The 15,323-nt window shown below is 39.2% G+C and carries 11 protein-coding genes, 17 tRNA genes and 1 pseudogene; 27 read left to right on the top strand and 2 right to left on the bottom strand.

The window, feature by feature from the left end; translation table 11 throughout:
- The first annotated feature begins 80 nt into the window (after positions 1 to 80).
- The 17 genes from N8L39_RS05160 to N8L39_RS05240 all read left to right on the top strand — a co-directional run bounded on the left by N8L39_RS05160 (position 81) and on the right by N8L39_RS05240 (position 1,589).
- A tRNA-Val gene (locus tag N8L39_RS05160) sits at positions 81 to 153 on the top strand.
- A gap of 2 nt (positions 154 to 155) precedes the next feature.
- A tRNA-Asp gene (locus N8L39_RS05165) sits at positions 156 to 228 on the top strand.
- A gap of 23 nt (positions 229 to 251) precedes the next feature.
- Positions 252 to 324 (top strand) — tRNA-Lys (locus N8L39_RS05170).
- A 5-nt stretch (positions 325 to 329) separates the two neighbouring features.
- Positions 330 to 411: transfer RNA gene (locus tag N8L39_RS05175), tRNA-Leu, on the top strand.
- A gap of 18 nt (positions 412 to 429) precedes the next feature.
- A tRNA-Thr gene (locus N8L39_RS05180) sits at positions 430 to 502 on the top strand.
- A gap of 22 nt (positions 503 to 524) precedes the next feature.
- Positions 525 to 596: transfer RNA gene (locus tag N8L39_RS05185), tRNA-Gly, on the top strand.
- Between the two features lie 7 nt (positions 597 to 603).
- Positions 604 to 689: transfer RNA gene (locus N8L39_RS05190), tRNA-Leu, on the top strand.
- An 11-nt stretch (positions 690 to 700) separates the two neighbouring features.
- Positions 701 to 774: transfer RNA gene (locus N8L39_RS05195), tRNA-Arg, on the top strand.
- A 15-nt stretch (positions 775 to 789) separates the two neighbouring features.
- Positions 790 to 863 (top strand) — tRNA-Pro (locus N8L39_RS05200).
- A 5-nt stretch (positions 864 to 868) separates the two neighbouring features.
- Positions 869 to 942, top strand: a tRNA-Met gene (locus tag N8L39_RS05205).
- A 13-nt stretch (positions 943 to 955) separates the two neighbouring features.
- Positions 956 to 1,029, top strand: a tRNA-Ile gene (locus tag N8L39_RS05210).
- 12 nt (positions 1,030 to 1,041) lie between these two features.
- Positions 1,042 to 1,131 (top strand) — tRNA-Ser (locus N8L39_RS05215).
- Positions 1,132 to 1,141: 10 nt separating this feature from the next.
- Positions 1,142 to 1,215, top strand: a tRNA-Met gene (locus tag N8L39_RS05220).
- A gap of 3 nt (positions 1,216 to 1,218) precedes the next feature.
- Positions 1,219 to 1,291, top strand: a tRNA-Phe gene (locus N8L39_RS05225).
- Positions 1,292 to 1,311: 20 nt separating this feature from the next.
- Positions 1,312 to 1,382 (top strand) — tRNA-Gly (locus N8L39_RS05230).
- A gap of 39 nt (positions 1,383 to 1,421) precedes the next feature.
- Positions 1,422 to 1,495, top strand: a tRNA-Ile gene (locus N8L39_RS05235).
- A gap of 6 nt (positions 1,496 to 1,501) precedes the next feature.
- Positions 1,502 to 1,589 (top strand) — tRNA-Ser (locus tag N8L39_RS05240).
- A 184-nt stretch (positions 1,590 to 1,773) separates the two neighbouring features.
- On the opposite strand, the gene birA is transcribed toward N8L39_RS05240, so the two are convergent.
- Together birA and N8L39_RS05250 are read right to left on the bottom strand one after the other, a co-directional pair.
- Entirely contained in the window at positions 1,774 to 2,709 is a 936-nt protein-coding gene (gene birA, locus N8L39_RS05245; RefSeq protein ID WP_261010413.1) for a bifunctional biotin--[acetyl-CoA-carboxylase] ligase/biotin operon repressor BirA, read from the bottom strand.
- Positions 2,706 to 3,566 (bottom strand): AraC family transcriptional regulator, encoded by an 861-nt coding sequence (locus tag N8L39_RS05250; RefSeq protein WP_125393385.1) that lies wholly within the window; start codon positions 3,564 to 3,566, stop codon positions 2,706 to 2,708. Before N8L39_RS05250 ends, birA begins: the two co-directional genes overlap by 4 nt.
- A 107-nt stretch (positions 3,567 to 3,673) precedes the next feature.
- On the opposite strand from N8L39_RS05250, the gene N8L39_RS05255 reads away from it, so the two are divergent.
- The 10 genes and pseudogenes from N8L39_RS05255 (at position 3,674) to N8L39_RS05300 (ending at position 15,031) form a co-directional block, all read left to right on the top strand.
- Positions 3,674 to 5,836: an alpha-galactosidase gene (locus N8L39_RS05255; protein ID WP_261010412.1), complete on the top strand. Its 2,163-nt coding sequence runs from the start codon at positions 3,674 to 3,676 to the stop codon at positions 5,834 to 5,836.
- Positions 5,837 to 5,870: 34 nt separating this feature from the next.
- A complete protein-coding gene (locus tag N8L39_RS05260) occupies positions 5,871 to 7,121 on the top strand; it encodes an extracellular solute-binding protein (protein ID WP_261010411.1) in 1,251 nt (416 codons plus the stop codon).
- An 18-nt stretch (positions 7,122 to 7,139) separates the two neighbouring features.
- Complete coding sequence (locus tag N8L39_RS05265; protein ID WP_261010410.1) at positions 7,140 to 8,012, top strand: carbohydrate ABC transporter permease; 873 nt, start codon at positions 7,140 to 7,142, stop codon at positions 8,010 to 8,012.
- A 16-nt stretch (positions 8,013 to 8,028) separates the two neighbouring features.
- Positions 8,029 to 8,862 (top strand): carbohydrate ABC transporter permease, encoded by an 834-nt coding sequence (locus N8L39_RS05270; protein WP_060628734.1) that lies wholly within the window; start codon positions 8,029 to 8,031, stop codon positions 8,860 to 8,862.
- A gap of 324 nt (positions 8,863 to 9,186) precedes the next feature.
- Entirely contained in the window at positions 9,187 to 10,629 is a 1,443-nt protein-coding gene (gtfA, locus tag N8L39_RS05275; protein WP_261010409.1) for a sucrose phosphorylase, read from the top strand.
- A gap of 137 nt (positions 10,630 to 10,766) precedes the next feature.
- On the top strand, positions 10,767 to 11,960 hold the full coding sequence (locus tag N8L39_RS05280) for an O-antigen ligase family protein (protein WP_261010408.1): 1,194 nt from the start codon (positions 10,767 to 10,769) through the stop codon (positions 11,958 to 11,960).
- Positions 11,961 to 12,105: 145 nt separating this feature from the next.
- Complete coding sequence (locus tag N8L39_RS05285) at positions 12,106 to 12,549, top strand: MarR family winged helix-turn-helix transcriptional regulator (protein WP_261010407.1); 444 nt, start codon at positions 12,106 to 12,108, stop codon at positions 12,547 to 12,549.
- Positions 12,550 to 12,583: 34 nt separating this feature from the next.
- Positions 12,584 to 12,775, top strand: a pseudogene (locus N8L39_RS05290) (nuclear transport factor 2 family protein); the annotation flags it as partial.
- 14 nt (positions 12,776 to 12,789) lie between these two features.
- Entirely contained in the window at positions 12,790 to 13,518 is a 729-nt protein-coding gene (locus N8L39_RS05295) for an ATP-binding cassette domain-containing protein (RefSeq protein WP_261010406.1), read from the top strand.
- Positions 13,511 to 15,031 (top strand): ABC transporter permease/substrate-binding protein, encoded by a 1,521-nt coding sequence (locus tag N8L39_RS05300; RefSeq protein ID WP_261010405.1) that lies wholly within the window; start codon positions 13,511 to 13,513, stop codon positions 15,029 to 15,031. Before N8L39_RS05295 ends, N8L39_RS05300 begins: the two co-directional genes overlap by 8 nt.
- Positions 15,032 to 15,323: the final 292 nt, after the last annotated feature.

The raw sequence follows: 15,323 nt of genomic DNA on the forward strand, positions 1-15,323 counted from the left end.
CGAACACAGAAGTTAAGCCCTAGAACGCCGGAAGTAGTTGGGGGTTGCCCCCTGTGAGATATGGAAGTCGCTTAGCTCTAGGGAGTTTAGCTCAGCTGGGAGAGCATCTGCCTTACAAGCAGAGGGTCAGCGGTTCGATCCCGTTAACTCCCAAAGGTCCCGTAGTGTAGCGGTTATCACGTCGCCCTGTCACGGCGAAGATCGCGGGTTCGATTCCCGTCGGGACCGTTAGAATAACGTAAGTTATTTTAGACTCGTTAGCTCAGTTGGTAGAGCAATTGACTTTTAATCAATGGGTCACTGGTTCGAGCCCAGTACGGGTCATATATGCGGGTTTGGCGGAATTGGCAGACGCACCAGATTTAGGATCTGGCGCTTAACGGCGTGGGGGTTCAAGTCCCTTAACCCGCATTAAGATATAATAAATGAGCCGGCTTAGCTCAGTTGGTAGAGCATCTGATTTGTAATCAGAGGGTCGCGTGTTCAAGTCATGTAGCCGGCATTTTTAGATAGAAGAAAACAGTGCGAACGTAGTTCAGTGGTAGAACACCACCTTGCCAAGGTGGGGGTCGCGGGTTCGAATCCCGTCGTTCGCTTAGAGAGGCCGGGGTGGCGGAACTGGCAGACGCACAGGACTTAAAATCCTGCGATTGGTAACGATCGTACCGGTTCGATTCCGGTCCTCGGCATAATATAATGAGCACCCTTAGCTCAACTGGATAGAGTACCTGACTACGAATCAGGCGGTTAGAGGTTCGACTCCTCTAGGGTGCATTTTTCTATTTAACTCGGGAAGTAGCTCAGCTTGGTAGAGTACTTGGTTTGGGACCAAGGTGTCGCAGGTTCGAATCCTGTCTTCCCGATATATGGCGGTGTAGCTCAGCTGGCTAGAGCGTCCGGTTCATACCCGGGAGGTCGGGGGTTCGATCCCCTTCGCCGCTATAATGATCTTGTTGGACCTTTAGCTCAGCTGGTTAGAGCTCTCGGCTCATAACCGAGTGGTCGTAGGTTCAAGTCCTACAAGGTCCATTTGAATAGCATGGAGGATTACCCAAGTCCGGCTGAAGGGAACGGTCTTGAAAACCGTCAGGCGTGTAAAAGCGTGCGTGGGTTCGAATCCCACATCCTCCTTTTGTATTAACGCGGGATGGAGCAGCTCGGTAGCTCGTCGGGCTCATAACCCGAAGGTCGTAGGTTCAAATCCTGCTCCCGCAATAAGGCTCGGTAGCTCAGTTGGTAGAGCAATGGATTGAAGCTCCATGTGTCGGCGGTTCGATTCCGTCTCGCGCCATTTTTATTTATAGTATTTATGCGGGTGTAGTTTAGTGGTAAAACTACAGCCTTCCAAGCTGTTGTCGCGAGTTCGATTCTCGTCACCCGCTTTGAACTTTGTTCAAATTACATTACCAAGTTTTTAACTTGGGCGCGTAGCTCAGGTGGTTAGAGCGCACGCCTGATAAGCGTGAGGTCGGTGGTTCGAGTCCACTCGTGCCCATTAATAGGAGAATTACTCAAGAGGCTGAAGAGGACGGTTTGCTAAATCGTTAGGTCGGGTAACTGGCGCAAGGGTTCGAATCCCTTATTCTCCGTTTTATTGAGAGTTTATAACTCTTTTTTTGTATTTTTAAGAATAGTAGAATAAAAACTTCAGATTTGTAAAACTTTATTGGATTACTTATCTGAAGTTTTTTGCGTTCTTTGACAACTGTTGTGGGCATAAGAAAAGCTAAAATTTTTATATATTGTCGATTTTATAGTTGTACTAGTTTATTATTACTTCCAACTCTTGAGGGAAATTTCTCCGCTATTTAGCCAGATTTCTTTGCCGTTATCACATTGAACTAAAAGTTTTCCACTTTCAGAAATATCTTTAGCAAGTCCCTTGTAGTCTTTTTGATCTAGTGTGAAAGTCACTTCTTTTCCTAGAACGAAGGACTGTTTTTTGTATAAGTATAATAGCTCTTCTACTGGTGTTTCGAAGAAAGAACGCCATATTTCAATGATTAATTCATTTCTGGTAATAGGTGCTGGAGCTTTAAATAAGCTAGCAGCTTTTTCTTTTAATTCTTGTGGAAAATCATTGATTGTGAAGTTGATTCCTACTCCAATAATGATATCTGTGACTAAGCCAGTTTCTACAGAGGTCATTGCCTCAGTAAGGATTCCTCCAATTTTATGATTGTTTAGGTAGATATCATTGACCCATTTTATGTCGACATCTATTAAAGTTAGGTTCTTAATGGCTTTGTAGACAGCTCCAGCTACAAGTAGTGTGTAGGACGGTAATTTGTCATAGGGAAGATTTGGTTTGAGATGGAGTGTCATATAAATGCCACCTTGTGGGGAGTAGAAGGAGCGTTGAAAACGGCCTCGGCCAGCTGTTTGATAGGAAGCTAGATAGAGGGTATTTGCTTCATTTCCTAAATCAATTGCTTCTTTTGCATCGAGTTGTGTTGATCTTGTTTCGGGTTTAAAACTGATTTTAATTGGAAGATTTTGTTCTAGAAGTTCTGGAAGAATAAGGTCTCCATTCACCAGTTTATAGCCTTTGTTTTTGATACTATCAATTTCAATGCCTTCTTGTTCTAAACGCTTGATGGCTTTCCAAATTGATGTTCGGCTTAGAGATAGTTCTTCTGCGATTTTTTCTCCGCTGACATAGTCGGTTTCTTTAACTAGAATTTGGTAGACGGCTTGGTAAGATTTCATAGTGTTTCCTTTCTCACTAGTTGGTGTTGAGAATATTCTTTTCTTGTTTGACTTGGAGTCTGATTAAAGTATTGTTTATAAGCTTTAGAAAAATGTAGTGGATCTGAAAAGCCTACCGAGTATGCAATTACCTTGATTGACTCTTGGGTATTTTCGAGGAGTTGTTTAGCTCGATACATTCGAACGTATAGTAAGTATTCTTTTGGAGATAAGGTGTTAAATTCTTTGAATACGCTTGATAAGTAGCTTCTGTGAACGGATAGTTCTTTTGCTAAATCTTGAATTGTAAGTGATTGAGGATAGTGGCTATCAATTAATCGTTTGCATTCAAGATAGAGTTGGTAGGTTGATGAAATATTCTTTTTCTTCTGATTGGGAGCAATAGTTCCCAGATGAAACATCAGTTCATGGAGTTGTCCCATGATATGGAGTTGAGCTAATTCATTTGATTTGGTAATCTGAGCGAAGCGGACAATGTCTGAGATGAGTTTTGCAGTGGTCTGGGTATGACAAGTTTCAGATTGGATGAGATAGGATTGATCAGAAATTTGAGAAAGAGCAAAATAGTCAGGAGCTTTCCCTCCAGTGATTCCTAACCAGTAGTAGGCCCAAGGTTCTTTACTATCTGCTTGATAAAAGGTTAGTTCCTCTGGTTTTAATAGAAAGAAATCTCCCTCTTTTAAATCAACAATTTTACCCTTGTAATGAAATGTTCCTTGTCCTTTGGTAATGTAATGCAGAACGTATGTATCTCGAATTGCTGGACCAAAAGAGTATTTAGGTGTGCATTCCTCATATCCATAAAAGCTTAGGGAAAGGTCAATTGTTCCAGTCTGGTATTCTGAAAAAACTAGCATGTGCTACCTCCTACCTAACATTTTACCATATTCTTGAGACATTTTTCTATTTTGGAAAGCGTTTTCGGGTGATAAAATATAATCAATAAAGTGATGAGGTGAAGTAAATGGGAATTAGGATAGAGAATAATCTATTTTATGTTGAAAGTAAAAATCTAAGTTTGATTATTGAAAATCGTGATGGGTACTTACTTTTGAAACATTTAGGAAAGCCTATTAAGAACTATAAAGGTTCCAATAGTGTTTATGAACGAGACCATGCCTTTTCAGGAAATCCAATAGCTACTAATCGAACCTTTAGTTTAGATACGCAACGTCAAATTTTTGGACAACATGGCTTAGGAGATTTTAGAAAACCAACTATACAGATTCAGCATAGTGTAACTGAAGTAACAGACTTTCGATTTGTAGAAGCAAAGATTTTAAAAGGTCAGAATGGTCCACAGGGCTTACCTTCTCCACATAGCATGGACGATACAGAGACTCTTGTCTTAATGTTAGAAGATTCTAAGGCTCAACTTAGTCTGACTTTGTATTATACTGCTTTTGATAATGATACGACAATTGCTAGCTACAGTATATTGGAGAATAATAGTAATCAGGAAGTTGTCATCCATAAAGATTTTTCTTTTATGGCTGATTTCCCTGCTGCAGCTTACGAAATCGTAACTATGCAGGGTGCTTATGCTCGTGAAAAGACTGTCAGACGTCAACAGGTAGAACAAGGAATCTTTTCGATTAGTTCGAACCGTGGAGCTTCTGGTCATGCTCAAACACCAGCTCTTCTACTATGTGATCAAGGAGTCACAGAGGATGCTGGAAATGTGTTTGCTATTCAACTAATGTATAGTGGAAACTTTGAAGCTTTTGTTCAAAAGAATCAATTGAATGAAGTTCGGCTGGCTATTGGGATTAATCCGGAAAACTTTTCTTGGAAGTTAGACCCTGAGGAATACTTTGAAACACCGGTAGCTATAGTGACCTATTCAGATAAGGGATTAACTGGTGTTAGTCATGAAAGTCAGAATTTTGTACTGAAGCACATTATGCCAAGTAACTTTTCTAAAAAAGAACGCCCAATTCTAATTAATAACTGGGAAGCTACTTACTTTGACTTTCAGAGACAAAAACTGTTAGAGTTAGCAGATGAAGCTAAGAAAGTTGGCATTGAACTTTTTGTATTAGATGATGGTTGGTTTGGCAATCGCTTTGATGATAATCGTGCTTTAGGTGACTGGAGTGTGAATGAGGAAAAACTGGGTGGAAGTCTAGAAAGTCTGATTTCAGATATCCATGAAAGAGGTTTACAGTTTGGACTTTGGTTAGAACCTGAGATGATTTCTGTAGATAGTGATTTGTATCGTAAACATCCTGACTGGGCTATTCAGGTTCCAGGATATGATCATACCTATTCTCGGAATCAATTAGTACTTAATCTTGCCAATACTCAGGTAGTAGAATACTTGAAAAATGTCTTAGATCAACTCCTATCTTATCATGAGATTGACTACATCAAATGGGATATGAATCGTAATATTACTAAGCTAGGGAATGGATCTAACTATCTAGAGACACAGATGCAATCTCATCAGTACATGCTGGGGCTTTACGAACTCGTTTCTTATCTGACAGAGAAGCACAGCCATATTCTCTTTGAGTCCTGCTCTGGTGGTGGTGGACGAAATGATCTTGGTATGATGCGTTATTTCCCACAAGTCTGGGCTAGTGATAATACTGATGCTATTGCACGTTTACCAATTCAATACGGATCATCTCATCTCTATCCAACCATTTCTATGGGGGCTCATGTGTCAGCAGTACCGAATCATCAGATGGGGCGAACGACACCATTAGAAACACGTGGACATGTAGCAATGATGGGAAATTTGGGATATGAGCTTGATTTGACAAGTTTATCAGATGAAGAGAAAGATGAGATTGCTAATCAGGTGAACTTGTATAAAGAATTACGACCAGTAGTTCAGTTAGGACAACAGTATAGGTTAATCAATCCCGAGTCTGCATCCAATGAAGCAGCTCTACAATTTAATTACAAAAATCAAACGATTGTAACTTACGTTCGCGTTTTGTCAGTTGTAGAGACCATGGAAACAACTTTAAAGTTAAAAGATTTGGATGAAGAGGGACTGTATGAATTACAGGAAAATGGAGTAGCTTACTCAGGTGCAGAACTCATGTATGCAGGCTTAACTGTTATCTTATCCCAAGGAGATTTTTTGAGTAGACAGTATATTTTTAGAAGACTATAATAAAGGTGTATAAATTTATAAAGGAGGCTTTCCAATGAAATGGTATAAGAAAGCAGGTTTTCTTTTAGTCGCTGGGGCTAGTTTACTAGGCCTAGCAGCTTGTGGTCAGAATAATCAATCGACTGATGGAAAGGTAACGATTGAATTTTTTAACCAGAAGACCGAAATGGCGGATACTTTGCAAAAAATTGTAGATAATTTTGAAAAGGAGCATCCTACTATTGATGTAAAACTGACGACTGTTCCGGCAGCTGGTATTGTTCTGAAGACTCGGATTTTATCAGGAGATGTTCCAGATATTGTTAATATCTATCCTCAAAATATGGATTTTCAGGAGTGGGCAAAAGCAGGTTACTTTGCAGATATGACAGGGAAATCTTATCTTGAGAATATTAAGAATGACTATGCAGAAAAGTATGCAATCAATAACAAGATTTATAGTGTGCCTTTAACTGCTAACCTTTATGGAATCTATTACAATAAAACAAAGTTTAAAGAATTAGGACTTGAGGAACCGAAGACTTTTAAAGAGTTTCAAGAGATTGTTAAAAAGATAAAAGATAGTGGGAATTCTCCGTTTGCAGTTGCAGGCAATGAAGGATGGACATTAAACGGTTATCACCAACTTTCTCTCATTACCATTACAGGCAGTGGAGACGCAGCTAATAACTATCTTCGCTTTTCAAAACCAAATGCTATCTCTGTAGATGATGCTATTTTAAAAGCAGATGCAGAACGACTAGATTTGTTGGCGGATAATGCTCAAGATGGATGGCGTGGTGCCTCTTATAATGATGCGGTGGTAGCATTCTCGAATGAAAAAGCCTTGATGATGCCACAAGGATCATGGGCATTAGCGGCAATTAATCAACAGGATCCAAAATTTGATGTGGGGATGTTTGCCTTCCCAGGAGAAGAAGTAGGAAAAGAAGTCACTGTTGGTGCAGGGGACATGGCATTATCAACTTCAGCTACTACCAAACATCCTAAAGAAACCGAAGAATTTATCAGCTATATGACTAGTTCAAAAGCTATGCAAGCATATTATGATGTGGATGGATCACCAGTTGCGGTGAAAGGTGTACAGGAAAAAGAAGATTCAGCACTTGCAGAGATTTCTAAACTAGCATTTACGGATAAACATTATGTTTGGTTGGGCCAACACTGGAATTCTGAAGAAGATTTTTTTAATCTAAGTGCAGGTTACTTGATGGATAAAAATCTGAAAAATATGGCAAATAATCTCAATGCTTTCTTTAATCCAATGAAGGCAGATTTGGACTAGAATAGGAGTTAAGATGATATGGCTATTCGAAAATTTTTAAATAAATACTGGGGTTGGACTTTTTTGCTCATCCCGCTTGCATTACAAGCTATCTTCTTTTACTTTCCGATGGTACAAGGTGCTTTCTATAGTTTGACTAACTGGACTGGATTGACCTATAATTATAAATTTGTTGGTCTGAATAACTACAAATTGCTTATGATTGATGGGAAATTCTTCACAGCCATTACTTTTACTTTGATTTTAACCCTGGCATTGATTATTGGAGAGATTACAATTGGGATGGTTGTGGCTCGAGCCTTAAATTCTAAGATGAAAGGGCAGATCTTCTTTAGAGCTTGGTTCTTTTTCCCAGCTGTTTTGTCTGGTTTGACAGTGTCCTTGATTTTTAAACAATTCTTCAACTATGGTCTTCCAACGATTGGAAAAATTTTAGGGATTAGTTTTTTACAAGAAAGTCTGTTAGGAACATCGATCGGAGCGGTAGTGGCAACTATTTTTGTTCTTCTATGGCAAGGAGTAGCAATGCCAATTATTCTCTTTCTTGCTGGTCTTCAGAGTATTCCATCTGATATTTTGGAGGCAGCATCAATTGATGGTGCAACAAGCAAACAAACTTTTTGGAAGATTGAATTACCATATTTGTTGCCAACGATTTCTATGGTTTTTATCCTAGCTCTTAAGTCCGGTTTGACTGCCTTTGACCAAATTTTTGCCTTGACGAGTGGTGGCCCGAATAATGCTACAACGTCTCTTGGTCTTTTAGTCTATAACTATGCCTTCAAGAGTAATCAATATGGATATGCGAATGCAATTGCCTTGATTTTATTCTTAATTATTGGAATTGTTTCTCTGATCCAAATCAAACTATCAAAGAAATTTGAAATCTAATTGGGGAGTCCTACACATGAAAAAAGAAGAAAAATTGAATCAGTTTTGGAAGTATGTCCTCTTGATAGTAGGTGGTATTCTCATACTTGTTCCTTTGTTGGTAACGGTTTTTAGTTCCTTCAAGACAACCAAGGATATCATGAATCATTTCTTTGGTTTGCCCAATCCTTTTACATTAAGCAATTATGAACGATTGGTTTCGGATGGGATTGGAGGCTATTTCTGGAATTCAGCTGTTATTACGGTATTATCATTGATTGTAGTGGCCTTCTTTATACCAGCTGCAGCTTATTCCATTGCTCGAAATATGTCCAAGAAAAAAGCCTTTGCAATTATGTATTCGCTCTTGATCTTAGGGATATTTGTTCCATTTCAGGTGATTATGATTCCTATCACAGTTATGATGAGCAAACTCGGCCTGGCAAATATGTGGGGGTTGGTACTACTCTATCTAACTTATGCAATTCCACAGACCCTCTTCTTGTATGTTGGTTATATTAAAATCAGTGTACCAGATAGTTTAGATGAAGCTGCAGAAATTGATGGGGCTGATCGATTTACAACTTACCGTCGAATTATCTTTCCAATGCTGAAGCCCATGCATGCTACAACCTTGATTATCAATGCATTATGGTTCTGGAATGACTTTATGTTGCCATTGTTAATTTTGAATAAGGATTCCAAGATGTGGACTTTGCCTCTCTTCCAGTACAACTACCAAGGTCAGTATTTTAATGACTATGGGCCAAGCTTTGCATCCTATATTGTGGGAATTATAACAATTACTGTCGTCTACCTCATCTTCCAAAAACATATTATTTCAGGAATGAGCAACGGGGCAGTGAAGTAAGAAGAGCTCATAGAATCTATAGTCTCTGACACAGAGGAAAGGAAGGGTTCAGCTTGTTGATAATTCTATGTAGAAAACAAGAAAGTGGTACTTAGTTTATCACAGTCTATATTAGTACGAGTTTGATGATAAACAGAGATTTAATACTCAATGAAAATCAAAGAGCAAACTAGGAAGTTAGCCGCAGGTTGCTCAAAGCACAGCTTTGAGGTTGCAGATAAAGCTGACGTGATTTGAAGAGATTTTCGAAGAGTATAACATGAATTTGATTTACGAAGCCAGGTCATATGAGACTTGGCTTCAATTAGAAAAAGGAGAGTAATGATGCCAATTCAGAATAAAACCATGTTGATTACCTATTCAGATAGTCTGGGAAATAATCTTAAAGACTTATATGATAATTTGGAAGAGCATTTTGGAGATGCTATTGGGGGAGTTCACCTTCTACCATTTTTCCCATCAACAGGTGATCGTGGATTTGCGCCAGTTGACTACGACGAAGTGGATTCAGCTTTTGGTGATTGGGAGGATGTTAAGCGTTTAGGTGAGAAATATTATCTTATGTTTGATTTTATGATTAATCATATTTCTCGTCAATCCAAGTATTATAAGGACTATCAAGAAAAACATGAAGCCAGTGAATTTAAAGATCTCTTTTTAAACTGGGATAAGTTTTGGCCAGAAAACCGTCCAACACAGTCGGATGTAGATTTAATTTACAAGCGTAAGGATCGTGCACCAAAGCAAGAGATTGTGTTTGAAGATGGTTCAGTGGAACATTTGTGGAATACCTTTGGTGAGGAGCAGATTGATCTTGATGTGACCAAAGAAGTAACGATGGAATTTATCCGTAAGACCATTCAGCACTTGGCAAGTAATGGGTGTGATTTGATTCGTCTAGATGCCTTTGCTTATGCAGTGAAGAAATTGGATACTAATGATTTCTTTGTGGAACCAGATATTTGGGATTTATTGGACAAAGTTCGAGATATCGCTGCTGAGTATGGGACAGAGCTCTTACCTGAGATTCATGAACACTATTCGATTCAGTTTAAAATAGCAGACCATGATTACTATGTTTATGATTTTGCTCTTCCAATGGTGACACTTTATACTCTTTACAGTTCCAGAACAGAGCGTTTGGCTAAGTGGTTAAAGATGAGCCCAATGAAGCAATTTACGACGCTAGACACACATGATGGGATTGGAGTGGTGGATGTCAAGGATATCCTGACTGATGAGGAGATTGACTATGCTTCAAATGAACTCTATAAGGTTGGAGCTAATGTCAAACGTAAGTACTCCAGTGCAGAGTATAACAATCTAGATATCTACCAAATCAATTCAACCTACTATTCTGCGCTTGGAGATGATGATGTCAAGTATTTTCTCGCTCGTCTAATTCAAGCTTTTGCTCCAGGTATTCCTCAAGTTTACTATGTGGGGCTATTAGCAGGCAAGAATGATTTGAAATTATTAGAAGAAACTAAAGAAGGTCGAAATATTAATCGTCATTACTATAGCAATGAGGAAATAGCAGAAGAAGTCCAACGTCCTGTGGTGAAGGCACTTCTCAATCTATTTTCTTTCCGTAATCGTTCAGAGGCCTTTGATTTAGAAGGAACTATTGACGTTGAAACACCAACAGCCCACAGCATTGTAATCAAACGTCAAAATAAAGATAAGTCCGTAACAGCAGTAGCAGAAATTGATTTGCAAAATCAGACTTATCGGGTAATTGATAACGGAATTGAAGTAACATTTTGAAGCCTTGATATGGTTGATAAAATAGGGTTTTTATTTTAGAAAACGTTTCCTTTGTTTTCAAATTGCTAAAAAAGTGGTACAATATAGGGTAGCTTACTATTATCTGAATCAACTGATTTGGAGAGAAAGGATTCATTTTGAAATCAATAGGCTTTATTGAAAAGCTGAAAGGGTTGTCTAGTAAAGAGCTGATTTTATTGGGAATTATACTGAGTATCTTTTTACCCTTTTATCTTTTTGTAGTTGTATTCTGTTTATATATTATCAGTTTAATTTTTACAGGAGACATGAAAAGTATTCTTCAGAAAATGGGGGAGCATCCGATGCTGCTTCTTTTTCTTGGCTATAGTACTGTTATATCCGTTTTTGCACAAAATTGGATGGGAGTTGTGGCTTCAGTAGGAATTTTTCTATTTACTGTTTTCTTTTTGCACTATCAGTCGATTTTATCACATAAATTCTTTCGATTGATTTTGCAGCTCGTCTTGTTTGGTAGCGTTTTGTCAGCTGCTTTTGCGAGTTTAGAACATTTCCAAATTGTGAAGAAATTCAACTATGCTTTTCTTTCACCTAACATGCAGGTGTGGCATCAGAATCGTGCAGAAGTGACCTTCTTTAATCCTAATTATTATGGAATTATTTGTTGTTTCTGTATCATGATTGCCTTCTATTTGTTTACAACGACCAAGTTGAATTGGTTGAAAGTATTCTGTGTGATTGCAGGCTTTGTGAATCTCTTTGGTTTGAACTTTACGCAAAATCGAACTGCCTTTCCTGCTATTATCGCTGGAGCCATTATTTATCTCTTTACGACCATTAAAAACTGGAAGGCTTTTTGGCTTAGTATTGGGGTCTTTGCGATTGGCTTGAGCTTCCTCTTTTCCAGTGATTTAGGAGTTCGGATGGGAACTTTAGACTCTTCTATGGAAGAACGCATTTCTATCTGGGATGCTGGGATGGCCTTATTTAAGCAAAATCCTTTCTGGGGTGAAGGGCCATTGACCTACATGCACTCGTATCCTCGGATAAATGCTCCTTATCATGAACATGCTCACAGTCTTTATATTGATACGATTCTGAGTTACGGAATTGTGGGGACTATTTTATTAGTTCTGTCTTCTGTTGCTCCTGTTCGCTTGATGATGGATATGAGTCAGGAGTCGGGGAAACGCCCGATTATCGGTCTTTATCTGTCTTTCCTTACAGTGGTTGCTGTACATGGAATCTTTGACTTGGCCCTCTTCTGGATCCAGTCAGGTTTCATTTTCTTGATAGTTATGTGCAGTATTCCATTGGAGCATCGAACGTTGGTATCGGACATGACGGATTAAGTTTTATAAGATTAAAATTCTTCTACCTTGGGTAGGAGAATTTTTACTGGGAAAAATTATTTCTAAATCGAAATAGTTGACAGTTGGAATAATGAGTGTTACAATTATTTTATTCGTTTCGATATGGAAATAAATTGGAGGTGTTATGAAAGATAGTCATTTGCTAGCTCATCATATTCGTTTGTTGAATGGGCGGATTTTTCAAAAGTTACTGAGCCAAGATCCTGAAGCTCTTTATCGGAGTGAACAGGGGAAGATTTTAGCGGTTTTATGGAATAGTGAAACTGGCTGCGCAACTGCGACAGATATTGCGCTTGCGACTGGGCTTGCTAACAATACACTGACGACTATGATTAAAAAGCTAGAGGAACAAAATCTTGTAACTATTAGTCCATGTGGAGAAGATAAGCGTAAGAAGTATTTGGTTTTAACAGAGTTGGGGCAGTCTCAGAAAGAAGTGGGGTATCGTGTCAGTCAGAAATTGGATACGATCTTTTACAAAGGATTTTCAGAGGAAGAAATTCGTCAGTTTGAAGCCTTTCAAGAAAGAATTTTGGCTAATCTGAAAGAGGAGGAAAATGAGGTTTAAAATGGAGCAAATTAGCTGTTTATAAGTAAAGGCCACTTTTGACTTTGTTTTCCAACTCTTAGGACAAGGAAACTATGTGGTTAGCTATGGTCAGAATCGGATTGGTGGAGTTGCCTATGCCCAGTATGATATCTTCCGTCTAGAAATCGGGAAAATTGTGGAGCATTGGGACAATAAGGAAGTCATGCCTAAGGTAGAAGACTTGACCAATCGAGGGAAGTTTTAAATTGAGGATACAGAATGATTGAATACAAAAATGTAGCCTTGCGCTACACAGAAAAAGATGTTTTGAGAGATGTTAATTTACGGATTAAGAATGGGGAGTTTATGGTTTTAGTTGGACCTTCTGGATCGGGTAAGACGACCATGATTAAGATGATTAACCGTCTTTTGGAGCCGACTGATGGAAATATTTATATGGATGGCAAGCGCATCAAAGACTATGATGAGCGTGAACTTCGTCTTTCTACTGGTTATGTTTTACAGGCCATTGCTCTTTTTCCCAATCTAACGGTTGCGGAAAATATTGCCCTGATTCCTGAGATGAAGGGTTGGACTAAGGAAGAAATTGCGAAGAAAACAGAAGAGCTTTTGGCTAAGGTTGGTTTACCAGTAGACGAGTATGGGAATCGCCTACCTAGTGAATTATCTGGTGGAGAACAGCAGCGTGTTGGAATTGTACGGGCTATGATTGGTCAGCCTAAGATTCTCCTCATGGATGAACCTTTTTCGGCTCTTGATGCTATTTCTCGCAAACAGTTGCAGGTTTTGACGAAAGAATTGCATAAAGAGTTTGGGATGACAACGATTTTTGTGACCCATGATACGGATGAAGCTCTGAAATTGGCAGACCGTATTGCTGTTTTGCAGGATGGAGAGATTCGTCAGGTGGCGAATCCCGAGACGATTTTAAAAGCTCCTGCAACAGACTTTGTAGCAGCCTTGTTTGGAGGTAGTGTTCATGACTAATTTAATTGCAACTTTTCAGGATCGTTTTAGTGATTGGTTGACAGCTCTATCTCAACATTTGCAGTTGTCACTGTTGACCTTGTTGCTGGCTATTTTTATCGCGATTCCTTTGGCTGTTTATCTCCGCTATCATGAGAAGTTGGCGGACTGGGTCTTGCAGATTGCAGGGATTTTCCAGACTATCCCGTCTCTGGCCTTGTTGGGGCTCTTTATCCCCTTGATGGGAATTGGAACCTTGCCAGCTTTGACAGCTCTAGTGATCTATGCGATCTTTCCGATTTTACAAAATACCATCACTGGACTCAAGGGAATTGATCCGAGTCTGCAAGAGGCTGGGATTGCCTTTGGAATGACTAGGTGGGAGCGACTCAAGAAGTTTGAAATTCCACTTGCTATGCCTGTTATGATGTCTGGAATTCGGACGGCAGCGGTCTTGATTATCGGTACGGCAACCTTGGCTGCCTTGATTGGTGCAGGGGGACTGGGTTCCTTTATCCTTTTGGGAATTGACCGTAATAATGCCAGTCTGATTTTGATCGGGGCCCTTTCTTCTGCAGTACTTGCTATTACCTTTAACTTCCTACTAAAAGTGATGGAAAAAGCAAAATTGCGAACGATTTTTTCTGGTTTTGCCTTGGTGACAATATTGCTTGGCTTGTCTTATAGTCCAGCCCTCTTGGCTCAAAATGAGAAAGAAAACTTGGTTATTGCTGGAAAATTGGGTCCAGAACCAGAAATTTTGGCCAATATGTATAAACTCCTCATTGAGGAAAATACCAGTATGACTGCGACTGTTAAACCGAATTTTGGGAAAACAAGCTTCCTTTATGAGGCTCTGAAAAAAGGCGATATTGACATCTATCCTGAATTTACCGGTACGGTGACTGAAAGTTTGCTGCAACCATCACCTAAAGTGAGTCATGAGCCAGAGCAGGTTTATCAGGTGGCGCGTGATGGTATTGCCAAACAGGATCATCTAGCCTATCTCAAACCCATGTCTTATCAAAATACCTATGCTGTAGCTGTTCCAAAAAAGATTGCTCAAGAATATGGCTTGAAGACCATTTCGGACTTGAAAAAAGTGGAAGGGCAGTTGAAGGCTGGATTTACTCTCGAGTTTAATGACCGTGAAGATGGAAATAAGGGCTTGCAATCAATGTATGGTCTCAATCTCAATGTGGCGACCATGGAACCAGCCCTTCGCTATCAGGCAATTCAGTCAGGCGATATTCAAATCACGGACGCTTATTCGACTGATGCGGAATTGGCACGTTATGATTTACAGGTATTGGAAGATGACAAACAACTCTTCCCACCTTATCAAGGGGCTCCACTAATGAAAGAAGGTCTTCTCAAGAAACATCCAGAGTTGGAGAAAGTTCTCAATAAATTGGCTGGTAAAATTACTGAAAGCCAGATGAGCCAGCTCAACTACCAAGTCGGTGTTGAAGGCAAGTCAGCAGAACAAGTAGCCAAGGAGTTTCTACAAGAACAAGGTTTGTTGAAGAAATAGTTTGAAAATGTCAAACTCAACTTTGTTAAACGACCATATAGAAAACTGCTCAGACAATGTTGTCTGGGCTTTTTTGATATTAGAGTTACTGAATGTCTTTCAAAATGGAAAATAAGAGGAAATTTTTAGGATTTTCTAAAATTTTACTGTAAATACACTTGACTATTCACAAAATAGGTGTATAATGTGTTGTGAACTACTTAACAAATAAGGATTTTCAGCTCATGTCGACTAAGGCTGGAAATCATGTGTATAGACAGTTCAGTAGATATATAATAGAGCGTTGCGTCCG

It is taken from the genome of Streptococcus mitis (assembly GCF_946190285.1).
In the GTDB taxonomy this organism is placed as follows: domain Bacteria; phylum Bacillota; class Bacilli; order Lactobacillales; family Streptococcaceae; genus Streptococcus; species Streptococcus mitis_CP.